We start from the raw sequence: 20,452 nt of genomic DNA, 5'->3' as shown, positions 1-20,452 counted from the left end.
CTCTTCAAAGCGGCTTTCTTAAAAGCAGACTTGTTTAAACGGACTTCTTTAGAGTGGATCGTTACCGATTAATTGTTGCCGTACATCTTTTCGAAATTTTTTGGGTTCCAACCGATCATCAAGCGATCCCCAATTTTTAACACTGGCACCGAGCGTACACCAAGCGCATCTAACTCTTTACGACCGCGTTGCATTTTTGCATTGCACAAGCGGTAGACAATGTTTTTCGAATCAAGATAACGTTGAGCATCTTTGCAGTGAGGACACTTGTCTTTGACATAAAGAACGACACGTTTCATTCAATTTCTCTCCATTATCGTCGGGAGGCGAAGTTTAGCGAGGTTTAGTGATAAAGGAAAGCTGAAACCTAAGATGAAACTCTTGCTCATCTCAGGTATATTTAGCGCCTTTCCTTTGTCATAGCAGACTTTATATTCATGCATCCGTCACTTCGATACATACAAGGTTATCCGCAAAACATTGTCGAGCAAGTAAGCTCAGAGGTAGACAACGGTAAGTTTATTCCTTGGTTCGAAAAACGTTATCCAGACCAACACCAAATTAAAAGTGAAAAGGCGCTCTACGAGTATGCCATCGCGATCAAAAATCGTTACATGAAGAAAGCCGCCCCCATAAGTAAAGTGGTCTACGATAAGAAAATTCATGTGGTGAACAATGCCCTCGGATTGCACAGTGTGATTAGCCGCAATCATGGCGGTAAACTGAAATCGAAGAACGAGATCCGTATTGCGAATGTGTTTAAAGAGGCGCCAGAACCGTTATTGAGAATGCTGGTTGTGCATGAGTTGGCGCACACGCGTGAGAAAAATCACGATAAAGCGTTTTACCAACTTTGCTGCTATATGGAGCCTGAGTATCACCAACTCGAATTTGATGCTCGTCTATTTATGATTTATCTCGATTTAAAAGCGAACTCGAATGAAGAACAATAATCACAACGCGAAACAAGCTCAACCGAAAACCGTGAAATCTAAGTCGGGCAAAGAAGCAACGAATGCCAAGCCAAAACGTGTGAAGAATAAGCCTGCGATGAAAGCAAAAGGGTCGGAAGAAAAGAGCGAAGTAGAATTTTTTAAGGTGGCGAAGAGTGGTTTGCATGAGCGTAATGCCCATCGAGGTCGTTATGATTTCAACAAATTAATCGTAGTAGAGCCTCAGTTAAAACCATTTGTTATTAAGAACCCGAAAGGGGAAGATTCGATCAACTTCTCGGATCCGAAAGCAGTAAAAATGCTGAACAAAGCACTGCTTGCAGCGCACTACGATATCGAATATTGGGACATTCCGGAACACTATTTGTGTCCTCCGATTCCTGGTCGTGCTGATTACATACATCGTGTTGCAGAATTGCTTGATGGCGAGGTAAAAGGCAAGTATCCACATCGTCATGTTCAAGCGCTGGATGTCGGCGTGGGCGCGAATTGTATTTATCCTATCGTGGGTGTTACACAATATGGTTGGCAATACGTAGGCAGTGATGTCGATCCTAAATCCATTGAATCTGCAAAGGCGATTGTCGATCGTAATGGGTCATTAAACGGTAAAATTAAGCTCGTTGAACAAGTGAGTGAGGCTTATATTTATCGTGGTGTTATTCAGCCGAATGATCGCTTCGATGTGACCACGTGTAACCCGCCTTTTCACCGCTCGGCAGAAGAAGCTTCGATGGGGAGTCAACGCAAGCTCGACAACTTGAAAGCCAATCAGCGTAAAAAAGGCGTAAAAACCCAAATAAACCAAGCGAAAGCCAATACGCCAACGTTAAATTTTGGTGGGCAAAATGCGGAGCTTTGGTGTGAGGGTGGAGAAGCGGCCTTTATTCGTAAAATGGCTAATGAAAGCCAAGCGTTTGGTGCACAAGTGCTTTGGTTCACCACGTTGATTTCTAAGAAAGACAATGTTCGTCCAATGCGTAAGCAATTAGAAAAACTAGGTGTGAAAGCGATTCGCGTTGTAGAGATGAGTCAAGGCCAAAAGGTGAGTCGCTTTATGGCTTGGTCATTTATGGATAAGTCACAACGCAAAGCGTGGATAGAGCTAAAGTAGAGTAAGGTTATACACCATAAACATGCCGTTGATTTTTATCGACGGCATGTTGTTTTCGAGGTTAGATTTTATCATGAGCACAAAAATATTTAGTGACGATATACCTAGAGAGGCGATTTATAAACGGAGATAATGCCGAGATATAAATTATAAATGGATATCCACTATGAAGCGTATGCTTCTCTTACTGCTGTCCTCTGTACTATTTGCTAGTCAAACATTTGCTACCTCAATCTCTCCCCAAAATGAAGACACAAAACAGCTTGTGATTGGTCGTCAATATGACGCACACAAGTATTTGTGGAAGTCGGTTAGTTCAGGAGAAAGCAATAGCAACTATGCCGATGTTGTAGAACGCTTCGCTGACTCAATAGGAGTGGCAGTCTCATACCGTTATTTCCGCGAGAGTAATGAGCTTTTAAATGCTTTGCGCTTGGGGGAGGTGGATTTGGTCGTGGGATATGCAAAAACTCAAAAAGGTGAAGAATACTTCAATTTCAGCCAACCAATATTTAACATTCGTTCAGTATCGTGGTTTTATCGTTCTGAACTCAGAACTAAGCCAATGAATGAATTGCGTTGGGGATGCGCACGGTATTCTGTTTATTGTGACGTTTTGGCTAGGCAAAGCGTATCGGATCTTACTACCTATAAAACCAGCCGTTCGTTAATACAAGGATTAGCAAACGGTGAAATTGACGCAATCTATACGGATGTGGTGTCGGCAGAGCAGTACCTATCGGAGAGAACGTTTGGCGAATGGGTCGGGTACATCAATTATTTCAGCCCTTTACCAGATTTTGAGGCTTCAATAGCAATAGCCCAATCCAATACACATTTACTTGAGCAAGTGAATCAATACCTAACTGAGGTGCGTCCATCTTTAGATAAAAATCAACACCTTTTGATAGACCCGTTAGGTAAAGAGGCTTTATTAAAAGCGCTGCATCTTGAATATGGTCGTGGAGTCATTCGTTATACCATTGATGAGAATATGCGACCTTTCTCGTACAAGGATGTGAATACGAATAAACAGGTCGGTCAAATTCATGATTTGATGGCGTTGATGTCGCGAAAGAGTGGTATCCAGTTTGAGTATGTACCCCAAAATGGTCGCACTCCGGTGGATATGCTGGATGCGAATGTTGTAGATCTTATTCCCGCCGTTATTGATGTAGAGAGAGAGGATTTTATTTTCACCCATGCGTTTGGGGAGATTAATTGGGTAAAGATTGCATCCAAAAACAAATCTGGCCATGGGGTAACCGCAGTATTAGATCGTACTAGACGCATTTTATTAAACGAAGTATTTAGCCCAATTGATATCCCAATCCTATATGACGACTATTCATTGATAATTGATGCAATGGAAAAAGGGCAAGTCGACTATGCATATCTCCCAACTTATGTTTTAGAAAATTATGCGTATGACGATAGCCGAAAAGTCTATAACATTGTTTTGAATGGGCATATGAATACCTTTCGTATGAAGCTAGGGTTCGAGCTAGAATCAAACGGAACACTGCTGCAATCAATAATGAATGATGTGCTTAAATTGATCAGTGCTAATGAAGTGGAACTGTTACAGCTCAAGCATCATCGAGTGACCGCCCAATATGGCTATGACAAATCGGATATTATAATTGGTGCACTCGCCACGTTATCACTGTTTTTACTGGTGTTGGTGGGTTATCAAACTCAGGCCAATCGACTATCAAAGTCTCTCTTAAAAGCAGACGAAGTTGCGCATCAAAATGCTAAACGCCTAAAATGGTTGAGTGATTTACTTGATCGCTTGCCAAGCATGATTGCGATCTATGATGAGTCAAATACTTTGGTGCTGTCTAACAAAGCATTTAATAAGCACGGGATGCGCTGTGGCAATTTTAAAACTGGTCAATGCTTGCTTAAACATCAAGGAAATACGTTCGATGGTGTAAGCGGACATGTTTGCCAATGCAGTTATTCACACCGTCATTTGCGAATCATTGAAGATGAAATTAGTGGTATGAATGACGATAAACGGTATCGTTTGATGGTTTTCGATGATTACACCAAATTGGAAAAGCAGAAACAGAAGCTAGAAGATTCGAACAAGAAAGCACTAAAAGCGATAAAGTCACGCGATCTGTTTTTAGCGACTATCAGTCATGAGTTGAGAACACCGATTGCGGCAATGATTGGTTTGATGGAGTTGATGGATGGCAAAGTAGAAAGTGTTGAAAACATTGAATTGCTATCAAATGCACAAACATCTGCAAACCGTCTGAGATTGCTTGTCAATGACATATTAGACATATCAAAAATAGAAGCGAATCAGTTTCATCTCGATGCGAGAAATGGCAACGTTTATTCGGAGTTAGGGCCGTTACTGCGTACCTATGAGTCGAATGCAGTGATGAAAAACGTCGGTTTCACGGTTAATTGGAGTTTAACGCCATATTCTATGGCTAAGCTCGATTGGTTACGTGTCGCACAAGTGCTGAATAACTTGCTTAGCAACGCCGTGAAGTTCACTCAAGAGGGTGAGATTACGGTGCTGGTGGCCTTGACTCTGGATCGATTAGACATCGAGGTAAGTGATACTGGCTGTGGCATGAGTAAAGCGCAATTATCGAGAATCTTTACCCCATTTGCTCAGGCAGACGTATCCATCACTCGAAAATATGGCGGTACCGGGTTGGGGCTGACGATCGTAAAAAGTATTGTTGAAATGATGTCAGGGACCATTGATGTCCAAACGGATTCTGGCCGAGGCTCTTGTATGCGAGTTAGTTTACCGACGAACAATGCTTTTATGTTGGATGCGAGTGATTGCGGTGCAGTTTCTGAACACCCTGAAATAAACAGGTGGTTGGAGATTTGGAATGTTCGCCAAAGTGGCTCAACAATCTCAATGCCAACAGGGTGGCGAAACATTTATCCAGATTTAATTCTTAATGCGCTAAAACAAGAAGAAAGGCTAAAAACCGACTTAGAGAGTGCAAAACTTGGCCTTTCTGGCAATGTTTTAGTGGTAGATGATGATCCAATTAATCGATTGTTGTTTAGTAAGCAGTTTTCTAAATTGGGGTTACAACCAGCATTTGCCCACGATGGAGTAGAAGCATACGATTATATTCTAAAGCACAGCGCTGAATTGGATTTGGTTGTCAGCGATTGTCATATGCCGAATATGGATGGCTACGAGTTGACTAAAAAGATTCGCTCAAATCCAATCTTATCTGAGCTAAAGGTTGTTGGGTGTACGGCTGAAGATTCTAAAATTGTGGTTGAGAAAGCCGCCGATGCGGGTATGTCTCATGTCATCTATAAACCGTATACGCTTGAAGAACTGAGCTGGGTTTTGAAAGCGTATTTGACGCTGGAAAAACGTAATGATTTTGATAATCCCGAGCAAGAAAATAGGGATTTTGGGTGGTTATCAGGTTATGGTTTGAACGAGCAAAAGGAAGTCATGGAAGTGGTGATTACCTCTTTCTCTTCTGAACGAGACTTGATTAAGCAGGGGACCGAACTATCTCAAGTGATACATCGCTTAAAAGGCTCAGCTTCAATGCTAATGCAAGATACATTAGTCCAGCTTGCACTCGACTGGGAACAGAGCAAGATAGCTAATGTCGCAGCAGATACGCAGCCCTTGCTTGATGAACTGGATAGATTATTAAATGTGTTTAATCGTTGGTTAAAAACGAAATAATAAACATTAAATCCTCCGATATCAGATTGAGCAAGGTCAACAATAGATTAATAATAGCGCCACTAAATAGTGGCGCTTTTTTGTCCAATAAATAAATTAAAAAGATGTAGTTTTCAATCTATTTCAACAAGTTGTCTTATTGGTTCCAAATTTACACTGATCATGGCTATTTGAACTTGAAATCACTTGGGGTACTATTCACTATGAAACTCTCTCTTTATATGCAATTGTATGTCAGATACTGAACTGATTATTTTTCCCTGGAATCATAATTTCGAAACTGGAATAAAAAAAGTTGATGAACAACATCATCATCTGTTTTTATTGGTTAATAAACTCGCAAATACGTTGATTTATGATAATCGAGTCGAAGTTGATGAAATATTCAATGATTTGAAAGATTACGCGCATTATCACTTTGCCTATGAGGAGAGCGTATGGAGTCGTTGCTTTTCGGAAGATGAGTGGAATGAGGAGCATCAACAATGTCATTCCAGATTTGTTCAAGATGTAAACAAAATACAGGCTGAATCTAAAAACTTGAGTTGGCATGAGTCGATAGAACATATTCTTCATTTTTTGATTCGATGGCTTGTTTTTCATATTCTTGGCGATGACAAGAAAATGGGGCTTGCACTCAAAGAGTTTGAAAGCACGGGTTCTTTGATTCGAGCTAAAACAAATGCATTGAATACGCTACAAGGTATACACGGGTTAGTCACTGATACCGTTTTAAAAATGTACTTTGAAGTATCAACCCAGTCGATTGAGTTAGTTCGAGAAAAACATCGTCGCTTTGTTGCTGAAAGAGAGCTTAAAAAACTCAATACAAAACTTCAAAAGCTTGCTATTACGGATGAGTTATCCGGTTTATATAATCGTCGTTACTTTAATATGATGATGCCGGATTTGCTATCGAGAGCGAGAGAGGAAAGCAGCATTGTTAGTTTGGTTTTCATCGATATAGACCATTTTAAATTGCTTAATGATCGACTTGGTCACCTAAAGGGCGATGAGGCCATCTCCAAGTTAGGAAGTATGTTATCCGACCAATTTTGCGAATTGGATGAAACGTCTTTTCGGATGGGCGGGGAAGAGTTCTTAGTAGTCATAATAGGAGCAGACCACCAAGAAGTGGTATGTCGAGCAGAAGAGACACGTAAGGCTATCGCTAACATTCTCATTTCAAATGAAAATAAAGGCGTGCAGCACGAGTTAACCAGCTCAATTGGTGTGTATAGCTGTCTTCCAAGTGAAACAGATGACGCTAATTATTTGTTAGATAACGTTGATAAATGTTTGTATCACGCTAAGTTAAACGGCAGAAATAAGATTGTTTCACAGTGTGGACAATTAATTACTGCAAAAGAAGTCGTTATTTAATAAGGAGAAGAACAGCCATGTTTGAAAATCAAATACAAACATGGCTATGAGATATAATTATAAATCTAATCTGATGCCGTTAATTTATGTATTGATGAGTTGTGCTACATACTTAAGCAGTTCGCCATCTATATTGGGAATGTGATCAGAGAAAAAATCTGCGTTCCTGGTGTACAGCGCATCATAATGTTGGTTTCTAAACCATCATTGTTCGATGTATTTATTGCGTTAAGCTTTATTAATTTATTGTAGACATCTTCTTCTAGTTGTAGCCGTTATGAATCAGTCAAACGAATTCGGCCCACACAAATTCCCGGGTTGATGTTATGAGAAAGTGATTCCTTTTGAAAACGTTCACGAAAGAGTGAATCGAGTGCAGAGCCTTCTTCCAGCAAAAAACGTCGTCCAGAACGGTAAAAGAGCCCATCGCCAAAATCTTCAACATAACCAAGCATTTCAGCAATACGTAAATAAAAGCGCAAGCTTGTCTCAGTGAGCCCATACATCTGCGCGATCTCCTTGGGAGCAAGGTTGCGAGATGTGACCATATAGATGAAGTCGAGCAGGTAAGGGTGCTCGAGAAATAGAGCGCTTTGTTCTTGCGTCAGCATTTGTTCGTTTTCATGCTGCAGCTGATTGGCAAGATTAGCTAGTTCGATAAGATCGGTATTGAGATAATTTAAGTAGAGGAGAACTTTATCAAGTCCCAGTGATGGATTATGAAGATGGCGCTTAATGCTTGATAAAGGAATGCCACTTTTTTCTGACAAAGCGCTGTAACAAAGCCCCCCATCTTCGATTTTCTTTCGAAGTACCGCTAGAAGAAATTTTGATCCAACTTCCATTTAAATAATTATCCTGACAGAGACTAATTGGCGGTATTGAGTATTTTAATAAACTTAACTGGTTAAATTATGAACTAATGGTTTGGTTTCCTGGTTTATGAAATAAAGCCTATTGAGAGTATATTCTTACATAAAAACAGGTAACAAATATAAAAAATTAGTTGTAATCTAAAAGACATGACTAACTATCATCAAGGAACAAGTTTTATTCAACTGACTCCTGAGTGATAGTGTGACTAATTCAGGCTCTCGCGTTTGTTATTTTAGAGGCTTTTTAAAGAAACTATTTATATATTAAATGATGAATAAATTTTTCTTAAGAGAAACTAGCTGATAGTTTTAGTGTATTTTAATTAGATAACATTAATATCTTGCGTGATTTTTAATGTTATCACTGCAATAGTGTTGAATATTATTAGTAAAAACTTAATACCCTGCAGTTCTATCGCAAATAACTTGAGTTAATGATCTCATCTATATTTCAAAAGATTGAAAAAGCATGACTTTCAACTATATAAAGCTAGGTAGTTTACTCCTTTTCACTGTACTTCTCGTTGGATGTACAGTCCCGGGCAGTCACTTATCCACGAGTGGGAAGCACATCGTTGAAGACAGCAACGCCAATACTGCGTCAGATTTTAACCTCTTTCCACTGACTCTTGATAAAGTCTCGCAGCTAAAAAGCTTAGATGTAGAGGCCAAAGCGAACCCAATGCTTGACCATCACCTTGCAGCTTATGAGTATGAAGTCGGCCCTGGAGACATTCTCAATATCACTATCTGGGATCACCCTGAATTAACCATTCCAGCAGGTTCATACCGAAGCTCTGAAGAAGCGGGGAATTGGGTACACGCTGACGGCACCATCTTTTACCCATACATAGGTATTGTAAAAGTCGCGGGTAAAAACGTCCGACAAATTCGAAAAGACATCTCCAAAAAATTGGCGAAATACATCGAAAGCCCTCAAGTAGATGTCAGTGTTGCTGCATTCCGATCCAAGAAATCTTATATAACCGGTGAGGTGAATAAGCCAGGGCAACAAGCAATCACCAACATCCCTTTGACTCTGCTAGATGCCGTGAATCGTGCTGGTGGCTTAGGTCAAGACGCGGACTGGCGTAACGTTACACTCACAAGACAAGGCAAAGTTGAAAGCATTTCTCTCTATGCATTAATGCAACAGGGTGACCTCACTCAAAACCGATTACTTCAACCTGGCGACATCGTGCATGTACCAAGAAATGACGCTCAAAAAGTGTTCGTTATGGGGGAGGTTAACGATCCCAAGCTACTGAAAATGGAGCGCGCAGGTATGAGCTTGACCGAAGCTCTAAGCAATGTTGGTGGTATCAATCAACTTTCTGCTGATGCGACAGGCGTGTTCGTTATTAGAAAAGCACTAGACAATCAAGTATTAGGCGATATTTACCAACTCGATATATCTGATGCAGCCGCGTTAGTAATTGGTACTGAATTTGACCTAAAGCCTTATGACATCGTCTATGTCACTGGGGCACCAATCAGTCGTTGGAATCGTGTTATAGCACAACTAGTACCAACGATTTCAGGCTTTAATGAGCTTACAGAAGGTGTACTTCGTGTAAGAAATTGGCCATAGCTCAAGTGTTATTTAGGACTTATCTAGAACAGGTAAGCCATGTAGAAAAGTTATTGATAAGGAATAGGTCATGTTTTCAAACATTCTTGTTGTGTGTGTAGGTAACATTTGTCGCTCTCCGACAGGAGAACGAGTCCTTCAACAATTTCTTCCGAATAAAATCATTTCTTCAGCAGGTATTGCCGTTGAGAAAAGTCGCCTGACCGGGAAACCAGCGGATGAAACAGCAACGCTAATTGCCTCAGAAAAAGGGTTTTCTCTCGAGAATCACCAAGCACAACAACTTACTGCGCAGCTATGTGCGACACAAGATCTTATCTTGGTAATGGAACAAGGTCATATCGGTGCATTGACGGAGATCGTTCCGGAAGCAAGAGGCAAGACCATGCTGTTTGGGCATTGGATGAATTCTGTTGATATTCCAGATCCATACAGACAAAGCAGAGAAGCATTTGATCATGTGCTTTCTCTGATTGAGCAATCCGCTCAGGCTTGGGCAAAAAAACTATAACTTCAGATTATTTGGCGAAACAAAAAACAATGGCTAACCAAACTATAAGTTCACCTGCACCAACCGATGATGAAATCGATCTCGGTAAACTGTTTGGCATTTTGATAGATGCGAAATGGTTCATCATTGGCATGACGTTTCTCTTTGCAACAATCGGTATTGTCGTTGCATTGCTATCGACACCTATCTACAAAGCTGATGCTCTGATTCAGATCGAACAGAAAAGCTCTGGCAGTATTTCGGCGTTGGTCGGAGATATGGGTGAGTTTTTTTCTACAGAATCGTCAGCAACGACTGAGATTGAGATCATCAAGTCACGTATGATTCTTGGTGATACCGTCGATACATTTAACCTAACGACGATTGCCACTCCGGACTACTTTCCTTCTATCGGTAAAGGTCTGGCTCGCATCGATGGCACTCAAGATTACATCTCAGTTTCAACTTTCGAGGTGCCACGTACCGCGCAAGGTTACAAGCATCAGCTTGTAGTAACGAATGCAGAGAAAGGCAGTTTTGATCTGATGATTGAAGATCAAATTGTGCTTTCTGGCGTTGTTGGCCAAACGATTAAAATGAATGACTACCACATCAAAGTTCGTGAATTGGTTGCGCAAAATGAAGACAGTTTTTCAATCGGAAAAATTAGCAAGCTTGACGCAATCAACCGATTGGCTTCACAACTGTCTATTTCAGAGCGTGGTGCGAAAACAGGTATTGTGTCACTGAGTATTGAAGGCGAGTACCCTGAGCGTAACGAACAAATTTTGAATGACGTTGTGCAAAACTACTTCCTACAGAATGTAAGAAGAAACTCGGCAGAAGCGGAGCAGAGTCTAAACTTTCTAAAAGAGCATCTGCCAGAAATTAAAGAGAAACTGACAGGGTCTGAAGACGTACTGAATCATTTTAGACAAGAAAACGAATCGATAGACTTAAACCTTGAGACACAATCAACACTTAAAGTGATGGTCGCTCTTGAAGCGCAACTGAATGAACTGACATTCAAAGAAAGTGAAATCAGCCAGAAATTCACTCAAGATCACCCCGCATACAAGTCCTTACTGGATAAACGACAGACGTTACTGCAAGAAAAAGCTCGTTTGGAGCGACAAGTTCAGAAGCTGCCAAAAACGCAGCGTGAAATCCTACGTATGACACGTGACGTTGAAGTTAACCAACAGATCTACATCCAGCTTCTAAACAAAGTTCAAGAGTTGAACATTATTAAAGCTGGTAACGTTGGTAACGTACGCATTATCGATAGTGCACAGTCTTACGCTATTCCAGTGAAGCCTAAAAAGCCTCTTATTGTTGTTCTAGCAACACTATTAGGCGGTATGATTGCCGTTGCTTTCGTTCTGATTAAAACTGCTTTCCATCGCGGTGTCACTTCTCCGGATGAGATTGAGCAAACGGGCATTTCCGTTTGCGCAAGTGTTCCTAAGTCAGTACAACAATTAGAAGTTGCGAACAAGCTTAAACGCAAGAGCAACAAAGACCTGTATCTACTGGCAGAAGAAAACCCTGCGGATCTTTCGATTGAAGCACTACGTGGACTTCGTACTACCCTTCATTTTGCGATGATGGAAGCGAAAAACAACGTACTGATGATTTCTGGTCCATCGCCTTCAATTGGTAAGACATTCATATCAATGAACTATGCGGCCGTAGTGGCTAAGACAGGCAAAAAGGTTTTGTTGGTCGATGCAGACATGCGTAAAGGTTACTTGCAACAATGTTTTGGTCTGACGGCTGATAACGGCCTTTCTGATTTATTAAGCGGCAAGATTAGTCAAGATATGGTGATCAAGACAACCAAAATAGAGAACTTAGATTTAATTACACGTGGTCAAGTACCACCAAATCCATCAGAACTTTTGATGCAGCCACGATTTGCTGAATTTGTAGAAAAAGTATCTCAAGAGTATGACCTAGTGATCATCGATACACCACCTGTATTGGCAGTGACTGACCCAAGTATCGTTGGTGCGATTGCTGGTACCACACTTATGGTCGCTCGCTTTGACCAAACGACATCTAAAGAGCTTGAAGTTGCTCGCAGTCGATTTGAGCAATCGGGTGTAGAAGTCAAAGGCGTCATTCTTAACGCAATTGAGAAAAAAGGCTCGAATTCATACGGTTATGGTTATTACAACTACGCTTATAAATATGAATGATATGACTAAAGCGCTCAGAGACAGAGATGTTCCGTGTAAATAACTACTTGGCGGTACATTAAGATTAACAAATTACAATGCTCAGGTTAGTGAGACTTACGCCATGATAAAAGCATTAAATAAGCTTACAGGGATAGGTATGCTTAACACTAGTCACCGCCTAAAAGTTAGTCATGTTAGGCGCCTTTTAAACTGAAACAGAATTAGGAAACGCCATGTTTGAAAATCAAATACAAACATGGCTATGAGATATAATTATAAATCTAATCTGATGCCGTTAATTTATGTATTGATGCGTTTTTGTTGGTGAGTTGTGCTACATACTTAAGCAGTTCGCCATCTATATTGGGAATGTGATCAGAGAAAAAATCTGCGTTCCTGGTGTACAGCGCATCATAATGTTGGTTTCTAAACCATCATTGTTCGATGTATTTATTGCGTTAAGCTTTATTAATTTATTGTAGACATCTTCTTCTAGTTGTAGCCGTTATGAATCAGTCAAACGAATTCGGCCCACACAAATTCCCGGGTTGATGTTATGAGAAAGTGATTCCTTTTGAAAACGTTCACGAAAGAGTGAATCGAGTGCAGAGCCTTCTTCCAGCAAAAAACGTCGTCCAGAACGGTAAAAGAGCCCATCGCCAAAATCTTCAACATAACCAAGCATTTCAGCAATACGTAAATAAAAGCGCAAGCTTGTCTCAGTGAGCCCATACATCTGCGCGATCTCCTTGGGAGCAAGGTTGCGAGATGTGACCATATAGATGAAGTCGAGCAGGTAAGGGTGCTCGAGAAATAGAGCGCTTTGTTCTTGCGTAAGCATTTGTTCGTTTTCATGCTGCAGCTGATTGGCAAGATTAGCCAGTTCGATAAGATCGGTATTGAGATAATTTAGGTAGAGGAGAACTTTATCAAGTCCCAGTGATGGATTATGAAGATGGCGCTTAATGCTTGATAAAGGAATGCCACTTTTTTCTGACAAAGCGCTGTAACAAAGCCCCTCATCTTTGATTTTCTTTCGAAGTGCCGCTAGAAGAAATTTTGGTCCAACTTCCATTTACATAATAATCCTGACAGAGACTAATTGGCGGTATTTTGTCTTTCTAAAAGCAGATTGCGAATCGCAGTGCCTGCTTCTAGGATGTGCTTTTTCAATAAGTATTTTGCACCCTCAATATCGCGATTTTGGCACATTTCAAACAAGGTTAAGTGCTCTTGCTCAGCTTTTTGAATGCCGGTTGTGAACAACAGTTGCATACGAATATAGCGATCGCATTTCGTATTTAAACTGTAAATAACGTCCATGGTTTCTGGCATATTTGCAGGCGCGTATAACGCTTTGTGAAACTCATAATTGTAGTTGCTCCATTCTTCGATCTCATCGCCACTGTTCACGACCGATTCAAAACGTTCGCGAACTTCACGAGCTCGTTCAAGATCGCGTTCGGTCATGTTCTGAATCGCACGTTCGAGAATGTGGCATTCAACGACAGCTCTAAGTTCAAACAACTCATCGATTTTGTCTGGAGATAATTCGGTGACGGTCGCCCCTTTGTGAGGCTCAAAGCTCACTAATCCCTGTGCTTCTAACTGCACTAACGCTTCACGAACGGGAATTCGGCTGACATTGAACTCTTTTGCCAATGCGTCCTGACGTAAAGGCTGACCAGTTTTTAACTCGCCTTTCAGGATCTGAGTACGAATCGCTTCCTCAACAAGCTGAGTTCGCGTTTTAAAAACGGGTTTTTGCGACATTGAAGTTTTCCTTAAAATAAATATTGTATCCAATTTCTTTAGTTTATTGTTTTTTAGGATTAAGCCAACTGTGAAACTGGGTTTTGAGAAGTAGCATGAAATAAAAGGCACCAATTGGTGCCTTTTCGAGCTATTTATTGATTACTTCACCAAACCATCAATACTACGTTGGATGCCCAGTGGATTCGTTGCTTGCAAGGCGTTTGGCAGCAACGCCTCTGGCAGTGCTTGATAGGCGACAGGGCGTAACCAACGATGAATGGCTTCAGCCCCGACGGAAGTGGAAGCTGAATGCGTTGATGCTGGGTATGGTCCTCCGTGTACCATGGCGTAACCAACTTCAACACCCGTTGGCCAACCGTTGAAGACAAGGCGGCCAGCCATCTCTTCTAAACATGGGATCAATTGTAGTGCTTGAGAATGGTCCTCTGTAGTGGCGTGGATGGTGGCGGTTAACGATCCCGTCAGAGTTTCACTCAGTGCAAGCATATCTTCAAAATCTTCACAGACCACGATGAGAGACTGGGGGCCAAAGATTTCTTCTTCCCATGCAGGATTGCTACGCCAGTGCTTGCTATCCGTCACAAACAGGGCTGCAGGAACATTAGGTGACTGCGCTTCGGAGTAAGTGATGGCAATGCCCTTGTCAGCACTGCGATTCTCGATCTCAGATTGATAGTTATCCTTAATACCATGCGTGAGCAGTGTCGATGGGGATTGTTGTTGGACTAACACTTGTGCAGTCTCGATAAAGGCTTGAGTCTCTGGGGAGTTAATGACAAATACAACGCCAGGTTTGGTACAGAATTGTCCGCACCCCATGGTCATGGATGCCACAAACTGTTCGGCTAGAGATGGATTGGCTTTCATCGCGTCAGGCAAAATAAAGGTTGGGTTTATCGCGCCAAGTTCACCATAGAAAGGGATAGGTTCAGGTCTTTGTTGAGCGAGGTTAAATAGGGCACGTCCACCGCCTACAGAACCAGTAAATCCAACGCCTTTGATTTTCGGATGTGTGACTAATGCCTGACCAAGTTCGCGGCGATTACCTTGAAGTAGCGTAAATATCGCTTGCGGTAACTGCTCTTGAACGAGGGCCTTTTCGATGCACTCTGCAACAATCTGGCTGGTGCCCGGGTGCGCCGTGTGGCCTTTTACAATGACTGGACAACCTGCCGCTAACGCAGAAGCGGTATCACCCCCCGCGGCGGAGAACGCCAAAGGAAAATTAGAGGCGCCAAAGACCGCGACTGGACCAATCGCTATTTGTTGGCGTCGTATATCCGGTTTAGGTAACGGTTGACGCTCTGGGTTAGGGGTGTCAAAAATGGCTTGGTGATAACTGCCTGAATTAACGACGTCAGCAAAGAGTCTCAACTGGTTTGCGGTGCGACCAATTTCTCCTTTTAAACGAGCATCTGGCAGCGCGGTTTCTAAGTGAGCGCGAGCAACAATATCTTTGCTGCGCGCTTCAAGCTCTGAAGCGATGGAACAGAGTAGACTCGCACGTTTTTCATTGCTCAACTTTCTGAAATCACGGGCGATCCTTGCGGCAGCGTTCGCTGCTTGTGCGACTGCTTCTTTTCCGTGTACAGGAAAAGCCGTAGGCAGGGTTTCGCCAGTAAAAGCGTTTCTTGCGTAAAAAACATCGCTTTCGTAAATAACATCGTGTGTCTGTGGGTTCATTACTATTCCTTTCTATTCTTAATTTACTTCAAATCCGTATGCATATGGGTCTTCATCATCGACCCAGATGGTATTGTGGCCATAAACTTTCGCCCAACCCTCGATGCTCGGTAAAATTGCGGCTCTGCCGTTGACTTCTGTTACCCCTTCAATTCGGCCATTGAATACACTGCCAATAATGCTTTCGTGCACAAAATCTTCACCGGGTTTGAGTTTACCTTTCGCGTGCCATTGAGCCATTCGAGCACTTGTGCCCGTCCCGCAAGGAGAGCGATCCAGTGCTTTATCGCCATAAAACACCGCATTGCGAGCCGTTGCCCCGTCTTGTGTTGGCTCACCTGCCCAAAGTACGTGAGACACGCCACAAACCGTTGGGTCTTCTGGATGAATGCATTCCACTGCGTTTGAGACTGCATCACGCACTCTTGGCGAGAGCATCAAAATCTCATCTGGTGAGTAGTGCTCTAGTCCGGCAAAATTCATTTGTGGATCGACAATGACGTAGTAGTTTCCACCGTATGAAACATCAACGGAAATTTCACCGAGCCCTTCAACGTAAACCGTCACGTCTTGGTGGGCGAGATAGGCAGGCACGTTAAATATTTTGACTGACGTGACCTTGTCACCTTTTGTTTGATAGTGAACTTCGATCTGACCTGCGGGAACATCAAGAATCAAACGCCCCTCTTGCTTTGGGATGATTAAGCGGTTCTCAATTGCTGTAGTGACGGTGCCGATCGTGCCATGACCACACATGGGTAGACAGCCACTGGTTTCAATAAAAAGAATGGAAGCGTCGGCGTTGTCACTGCAAGGGGGCAGTACAACCGAACCGGACATCATCGAGTGTCCTCGTGGTTCAAACATGAGCGCCTGACGGATCCAATCGTAATGTTCTAAGAAGTATTGACGTTTTTCACTCATGGTATCGCCTTTGAGAGGGGGCACACCACCAGCAACCAATCTGACAGGATTTCCACAGGTGTGGGCATCAATACAGAAAAAGGTTCCTTGTCTCATTTTTCGCTCCTTGCTGAAAAAATGGGTTGAATCGAACAAGCTTGATGTTATCGTGATGTAAAATATATTGTATACAATCTACTTTTTCAACTGTGATTTGGAGAATATTCATGTTGGGTGAAGCGGGGACATCAAATAACAACATCGCTGTCGTTGGTGCAGGCGTCATTGGATTGGCAATCGGTTTGAAGTTGCAAAAGCAAGGGCATCAGGTGACAATTTTTGATCCTAACGGTGTTGGAAGTGGCTGTTCTAAAGGGAACGCTGGTCACATTGCAACAGAGCAAGTATTTCCGCTATCTACACCGAGCCTGATTCCTCAATTGCCAAAGATGCTGTTAAGTTCAGAAAGTCCGGTTTCGATCCGTTGGCAGGATTTACCTAAAACGGTCGGATGGATGATTCGATTTTTGTTAAACGCGACACCGTCTGCTTCCAAAGCCTCGACACGGGCAATCAAAACGCTGAATGAGCAATCGGTAAAAAGTTGGTTTGAACTATTGGAATCAATTGGTCAAAGCGCGTTGATCAAGATGGACGGTTCACTGTTGACGTTTGAAAGTAAACGCTTGTTTGAACACTATCAGAGTACACTGGCGGAATTGATGAATCAGGGCGTGAACTACGAAATCTGGACACAAAATCAAATTCGAGAACGGCTTCCTGAAATCAGTAAAAATGTGCAGGTGGGTGTTTTTTTTCCGGATACTGGTCATACGGTTGATCCTTACGCCATCTGTGTTGAGCTAAGTCGGGCTTTTGAAAAGCTAGGTGGAAGAGTTGAGCTCAAAGAGGTCGATGCATTACGTAAAAACGGAGGGCTCTTGGCCGATGCACAGCGATATCGGTTTGATCGAGTTGTTGTTGCTGCGGGCGTACATTCTAAAGCGTTGGTAAAACAACTTACCGGAATAAATGTGCCCATACAAGCAGAGCGAGGTTATCACTTAATGATGGATGATAAGCATGAATCACTCCCGTTTCCTGTCAGTTCAGCAGACCGAAAATTTATCATGACGCCGATGCGAGATGGGCTTCGTTTGGCCGGAACGGTGGAATATGCGGATGTAAAATCTCCGCCCAATATGGCGCGAGCAGCGATGTTGTATCAACAGGGTAATGCGATGTTTCAATCGGGCTTGAATGCGTCAAAACAAAAAGAGACTTGGATGGGCAATCGTCCTTCAACCAGTGATTCACTACCCATCATAGACCGAATCTGTGATGGAAAAATTCTGTTGGCTTTTGGTCATCAGCATTTAGGGTTAACGCAAGCGGCAATTACAGCAGACCTGATCTCTGAGCTTATTGCAGAGTCTTTACCATCGGTCAATTTGGCGCCGTTCACATTGCATAGATTTGCTTAAAAAATTTTAATATTAAATATTGTATAAAATATATTTGATGCTATCGTTTACAAAAATGCAACAATCATGGTGTCCAACAGCCGTATGCGGATGCCTCCAGAAAACAATCATGGTGTCCAACAGCCGTATGCGGATGCCTCCAGAAAACAATCAAAGGAGTAATCCATGTCACGAATGACGAAAGCACCCCTGGCGATGTTAATTTCAGGAACGCTGTTGGGGACGTCTGCATACGCAGAAGACAAATTGACCGTCGTTTCTTGGGGCGGAGCATTTACTAAGAGTCAAGTGGAGGCTTACCACAAGCCATTCATCAAAAAGACAGGCGTTGAAATTGTCTCAGAAGATTTCAGCGGGGGCTTAGCGGAGATAAAAGCGCAAGTGGAAGCGAACAACGTGCGTTGGGATCTCGTTTCACTGGATAAGCCAGACATTGTACGAGGCTGTGCAGAGGGATTGTTAGAACCCGTGAACCCAAGCATCTTGCCTCCTGGTTCTGACGGCACACCTGCTGATGAAGACTTTATTGACGGCGCAATTCATGAATGTGCAATCAATACCATCGTGGTATCGACCGTTTTAGCGGTGAATGAAGAAGCATTTAAAGGAAAAGCAGTGCCGAGCAAGTTGACTGACCTTTTTGATCTAAAAACTTTTCCAGGTCGACGAGCTTTACAGAAACAACCCCAAGGTAATCTTGAATGGGCGCTATTGGCGGATGGGGTAAAACCAGAAGAAGTGTACAGTCTGTTAGAGACAGAGGAGGGTCGTGAACGAGCGTTCGCTAAGCTCGATACTATTAAATCAGAAGTGCTCTGGTGGACGACAGGCGCACAGCCACCGCAAATGCTAGCCGATAAAGAGGTGGTTATTGCTTCGGCATTTAATGGCCGCATTCACAATGCTCGTCAAGATGAGGGGCAGCCGTTTCGTATTATTTGGGATCGTCAAATGGGCTACATGAATGGCTGGGCTATTCCTAAAGGGAGTGAAAATACCAAACTTGCACTCGATTTTATCGCGTTTTCATCTGGCACTAAACCGCTGGCTGACCAAGCGAAATATGTCGCTTATGGCCCAACGCGAAAGTCCTCTTCAGCTCAAGTCAGCCCAGAGATTTTGGCCAACTTGCCTACGGCACCACAAAATTTTGAAACGGCATTTTTGATCAACGATGAGTGGTGGTCAGATTATGCTGATGAGCTAAATGAAGAGTTCAATACTTGGCTGCTTAATTAAGCATTAATCCAGTTAGAACCTAGTTTATATCTGATGAACTCGGTTCTAATAGCTGCCAATTCTATGTCTGATTTGTTCACTCTCGGAGAAAGAATGAAAGTTATCGATGCAAAGCAAGTTGCGCAATGTTTAACCATGACATCGCTCATAGAAACCATGCGAGATATCTACGCACAACCTGCGACGATTCCTCAACGGCGCGTCATGCTCTTAGAAGAGGGCAAGTACGAGGCGTTTGCTTTACTGCCCGCATGGAACCAAGAGTTAATCGCCGTTAAAGCGTTTACCTATTTCCCGAAAAACGCGGCACAAGGCAAAGATACGTTAGCCTCAAAGTTACTGGTGTTTAAGCGAGGGGATGGTGATCCGATTGCACTTGTGGATGGCAAGGTATTGACGTTTTGGCGAACGGCTGCTGCATCGGCATTAGCGGCAGATTACCTAGCGAGAAAAGACGCTTCACAGCTACTGATTTGTGGTACGGGTAATCTTGCTCCTTATTTTGCTTGGGCGTATGCGGCGATTCGGCCAATCAAGCACGTTTATATTTGGGGCCGTAATCCAGACAAGGCCGTGGCAACGGTAGATAAGATTTTGTCTTCTAGCGAATATCAGTCATTGCCTGCTGAACGTCAATTTGACATCTCCATTGTAGAGACGCCAGATCAAGTGATTAATCATGTTGACATTGTCAGCTGTATTACCGCTTCAGCAACGCCACTGTTTAATGGAAATGCTGTTCAAGCTGGTACGCACATTGATTTGGTCGGTAATCACGATCTCGATAAGCGTGAATGCGATACTCATGCTGTTCAACGATCAGAGGTTTACGTTGATAGTCGGGTCAATGTGCTCGCAGAAGCCGGGGATTTATTGATCCCAATTCAAGAGGGCGTGTTTACTCCGGAGGAAATTCGAGGTGAATTGCCTGAACTTTGCGCCCAACAAGTCGCTGGGCGTCAGAGTGATAAGGTGATCACCTTATACAAATCAGTTGGCAGTGCCTTAGCTGATTTGGCCGCAGTAAAAGCGGTGTTAGTCGAAAGTGGCATTGATAGCCATGCATGAGCATTTTTGC

Annotated in this window: 14 protein-coding genes and 3 pseudogenes; 11 read left to right on the top strand and 6 right to left on the bottom strand. The window is 42.7% G+C overall.

The genetic code is table 11. The features are described 5' to 3' along the window. Nucleotides 1–68: 68 nt before the first annotated feature. Complete coding sequence (locus KHN78_RS00700) at nt 69–299, bottom strand: glutaredoxin family protein (protein WP_211919249.1); 231 nt, start codon at nt 297–299, stop codon at nt 69–71. Between the two features lie 138 nt (nt 300–437). Here KHN78_RS00700 and KHN78_RS00695 point away from each other — a divergent pair, with 138 nt between their 5' ends. The 4 genes from KHN78_RS00695 (at nt 438) to KHN78_RS00680 (ending at nt 7,150) form a co-directional block, all read left to right on the top strand. Beyond that, on the top strand, nt 438–953 hold the full coding sequence (locus tag KHN78_RS00695; RefSeq protein ID WP_211919247.1) for a M48 family metallopeptidase: 516 nt from the start codon (nt 438–440) through the stop codon (nt 951–953). Further along, nucleotides 940–2,067, top strand: coding sequence for a 23S rRNA (adenine(1618)-N(6))-methyltransferase RlmF (gene rlmF / locus KHN78_RS00690; RefSeq protein WP_211919245.1), 1,128 nt, complete (start codon nt 940–942; stop codon nt 2,065–2,067). The genes KHN78_RS00695 and rlmF overlap by 14 nt, the downstream gene beginning before the upstream one ends. Before the next feature lie 166 nt (nt 2,068–2,233). Beyond that, nucleotides 2,234–5,767, top strand: coding sequence for an ATP-binding protein (locus KHN78_RS00685; RefSeq protein ID WP_211919243.1), 3,534 nt, complete (start codon nt 2,234–2,236; stop codon nt 5,765–5,767). Nucleotides 5,768–5,998: 231 nt separating this feature from the next. Beyond that, a complete protein-coding gene (locus KHN78_RS00680; protein WP_211919241.1) occupies nt 5,999–7,150 on the top strand; it encodes a GGDEF domain-containing protein in 1,152 nt (383 codons plus the stop codon). Between the two features lie 84 nt (nt 7,151–7,234). Here KHN78_RS00680 and KHN78_RS00675 read toward each other — a convergent pair. Then, a pseudogene (locus KHN78_RS00675) lies at nt 7,235–7,995 on the bottom strand (transcriptional regulator). A 499-nt stretch (nt 7,996–8,494) separates the two neighbouring features. On the opposite strand from KHN78_RS00675, the gene KHN78_RS00670 reads away from it, so the two are divergent. The 4 genes and pseudogenes from KHN78_RS00670 to KHN78_RS22050 form a co-directional block, all read left to right on the top strand. Continuing rightward, nucleotides 8,495–9,616, top strand: a complete 1,122-nt coding sequence (locus tag KHN78_RS00670) for a polysaccharide export protein (RefSeq protein ID WP_211919239.1) — start codon at nt 8,495–8,497, stop codon at nt 9,614–9,616. A 70-nt stretch (nt 9,617–9,686) separates the two neighbouring features. Next, nucleotides 9,687–10,127, top strand: coding sequence for a low molecular weight phosphotyrosine protein phosphatase (locus KHN78_RS00665; RefSeq protein WP_211919237.1), 441 nt, complete (start codon nt 9,687–9,689; stop codon nt 10,125–10,127). A gap of 29 nt (nt 10,128–10,156) precedes the next feature. After that, nucleotides 10,157–12,307: a polysaccharide biosynthesis tyrosine autokinase gene (locus KHN78_RS00660; RefSeq protein ID WP_211919235.1), complete on the top strand. Its 2,151-nt coding sequence runs from the start codon at nt 10,157–10,159 to the stop codon at nt 12,305–12,307. A gap of 14 nt (nt 12,308–12,321) precedes the next feature. Further along, nucleotides 12,322–12,503 (top strand): annotated as a pseudogene (locus KHN78_RS22050) (hypothetical protein); the annotation flags it as partial. A gap of 67 nt (nt 12,504–12,570) precedes the next feature. Here the strand turns inward: KHN78_RS22050 and KHN78_RS00655 are convergent. The 4 genes and pseudogenes from KHN78_RS00655 to KHN78_RS00640 form a co-directional block, all read right to left on the bottom strand. Next, a pseudogene (locus tag KHN78_RS00655) lies at nt 12,571–13,364 on the bottom strand (transcriptional regulator). Nucleotides 13,365–13,387: 23 nt separating this feature from the next. Next, complete coding sequence (locus KHN78_RS00650) at nt 13,388–14,062, bottom strand: GntR family transcriptional regulator (RefSeq protein ID WP_211919226.1); 675 nt, start codon at nt 14,060–14,062, stop codon at nt 13,388–13,390. Between the two features lie 141 nt (nt 14,063–14,203). Then, on the bottom strand, nt 14,204–15,748 hold the full coding sequence (locus tag KHN78_RS00645; RefSeq protein WP_211919224.1) for an aldehyde dehydrogenase (NADP(+)): 1,545 nt from the start codon (nt 15,746–15,748) through the stop codon (nt 14,204–14,206). 18 nt (nt 15,749–15,766) lie between these two features. After that, nucleotides 15,767–16,768 (bottom strand): 4-hydroxyproline epimerase, encoded by a 1,002-nt coding sequence (locus KHN78_RS00640; RefSeq protein ID WP_211919222.1) that lies wholly within the window; start codon nt 16,766–16,768, stop codon nt 15,767–15,769. A 110-nt stretch (nt 16,769–16,878) separates the two neighbouring features. Here KHN78_RS00640 and KHN78_RS00635 point away from each other — a divergent pair, with 110 nt between their 5' ends. The 3 genes from KHN78_RS00635 to KHN78_RS00625 all read left to right on the top strand — a co-directional run bounded on the left by KHN78_RS00635 (nt 16,879) and on the right by KHN78_RS00625 (nt 20,442). Beyond that, on the top strand, nt 16,879–18,135 hold the full coding sequence (locus tag KHN78_RS00635) for an NAD(P)/FAD-dependent oxidoreductase (RefSeq protein WP_211919220.1): 1,257 nt from the start codon (nt 16,879–16,881) through the stop codon (nt 18,133–18,135). A gap of 165 nt (nt 18,136–18,300) precedes the next feature. Then, nucleotides 18,301–19,374, top strand: coding sequence for a polyamine ABC transporter substrate-binding protein (locus KHN78_RS00630; protein ID WP_211919218.1), 1,074 nt, complete (start codon nt 18,301–18,303; stop codon nt 19,372–19,374). A 93-nt stretch (nt 19,375–19,467) separates the two neighbouring features. Beyond that, complete coding sequence (locus tag KHN78_RS00625; RefSeq protein ID WP_211919210.1) at nt 19,468–20,442, top strand: ornithine cyclodeaminase family protein; 975 nt, start codon at nt 19,468–19,470, stop codon at nt 20,440–20,442. Nucleotides 20,443–20,452 lie beyond the last annotated feature (10 nt).

Origin of the sequence: Vibrio sp. B1REV9, assembly GCF_905175395.2 — a bacterium.
In the GTDB taxonomy this organism is placed as follows: Bacteria; Pseudomonadota; Gammaproteobacteria; order Enterobacterales; family Vibrionaceae; genus Vibrio; species Vibrio alfacsensis.
This window is presented reverse-complemented; position numbering and strand designations above follow the sequence as displayed.

What these genes read in the sequence shown, in the direction of transcription:
- KHN78_RS00645 (WP_211919224.1), bottom strand. Translation starts at nt 15,748, where the DNA reads ATGAACCCACAGACACACGATGTTATTTACGAAAGCGATGTTTTTTAC.
- KHN78_RS00650 (WP_211919226.1), bottom strand. Translation starts at nt 14,062, where the DNA reads ATGTCGCAAAAACCCGTTTTTAAAACGCGAACTCAGCTTGTTGAGGAA.
- KHN78_RS00640 (WP_211919222.1), bottom strand. Translation starts at nt 16,768, where the DNA reads ATGAGACAAGGAACCTTTTTCTGTATTGATGCCCACACCTGTGGAAAT.
- KHN78_RS00670 (WP_211919239.1), top strand. Translation starts at nt 8,495, where the DNA reads ATGACTTTCAACTATATAAAGCTAGGTAGTTTACTCCTTTTCACTGTA.
- KHN78_RS00630 (WP_211919218.1), top strand. Translation starts at nt 18,301, where the DNA reads ATGTCACGAATGACGAAAGCACCCCTGGCGATGTTAATTTCAGGAACG.
- KHN78_RS00695 (WP_211919247.1), top strand. Translation starts at nt 438, where the DNA reads ATGCATCCGTCACTTCGATACATACAAGGTTATCCGCAAAACATTGTC.
- KHN78_RS00660 (WP_211919235.1), top strand. Translation starts at nt 10,157, where the DNA reads ATGGCTAACCAAACTATAAGTTCACCTGCACCAACCGATGATGAAATC.
- KHN78_RS00665 (WP_211919237.1), top strand. Translation starts at nt 9,687, where the DNA reads ATGTTTTCAAACATTCTTGTTGTGTGTGTAGGTAACATTTGTCGCTCT.
- KHN78_RS00625 (WP_211919210.1), top strand. Translation starts at nt 19,468, where the DNA reads ATGAAAGTTATCGATGCAAAGCAAGTTGCGCAATGTTTAACCATGACA.
- rlmF (WP_211919245.1), top strand. Translation starts at nt 940, where the DNA reads ATGAAGAACAATAATCACAACGCGAAACAAGCTCAACCGAAAACCGTG.
- KHN78_RS00635 (WP_211919220.1), top strand. Translation starts at nt 16,879, where the DNA reads ATGTTGGGTGAAGCGGGGACATCAAATAACAACATCGCTGTCGTTGGT.
- KHN78_RS00680 (WP_211919241.1), top strand. Translation starts at nt 5,999, where the DNA reads ATGTCAGATACTGAACTGATTATTTTTCCCTGGAATCATAATTTCGAA.
- KHN78_RS00685 (WP_211919243.1), top strand. Translation starts at nt 2,234, where the DNA reads ATGAAGCGTATGCTTCTCTTACTGCTGTCCTCTGTACTATTTGCTAGT.
- KHN78_RS00700 (WP_211919249.1), bottom strand. Translation starts at nt 299, where the DNA reads ATGAAACGTGTCGTTCTTTATGTCAAAGACAAGTGTCCTCACTGCAAA.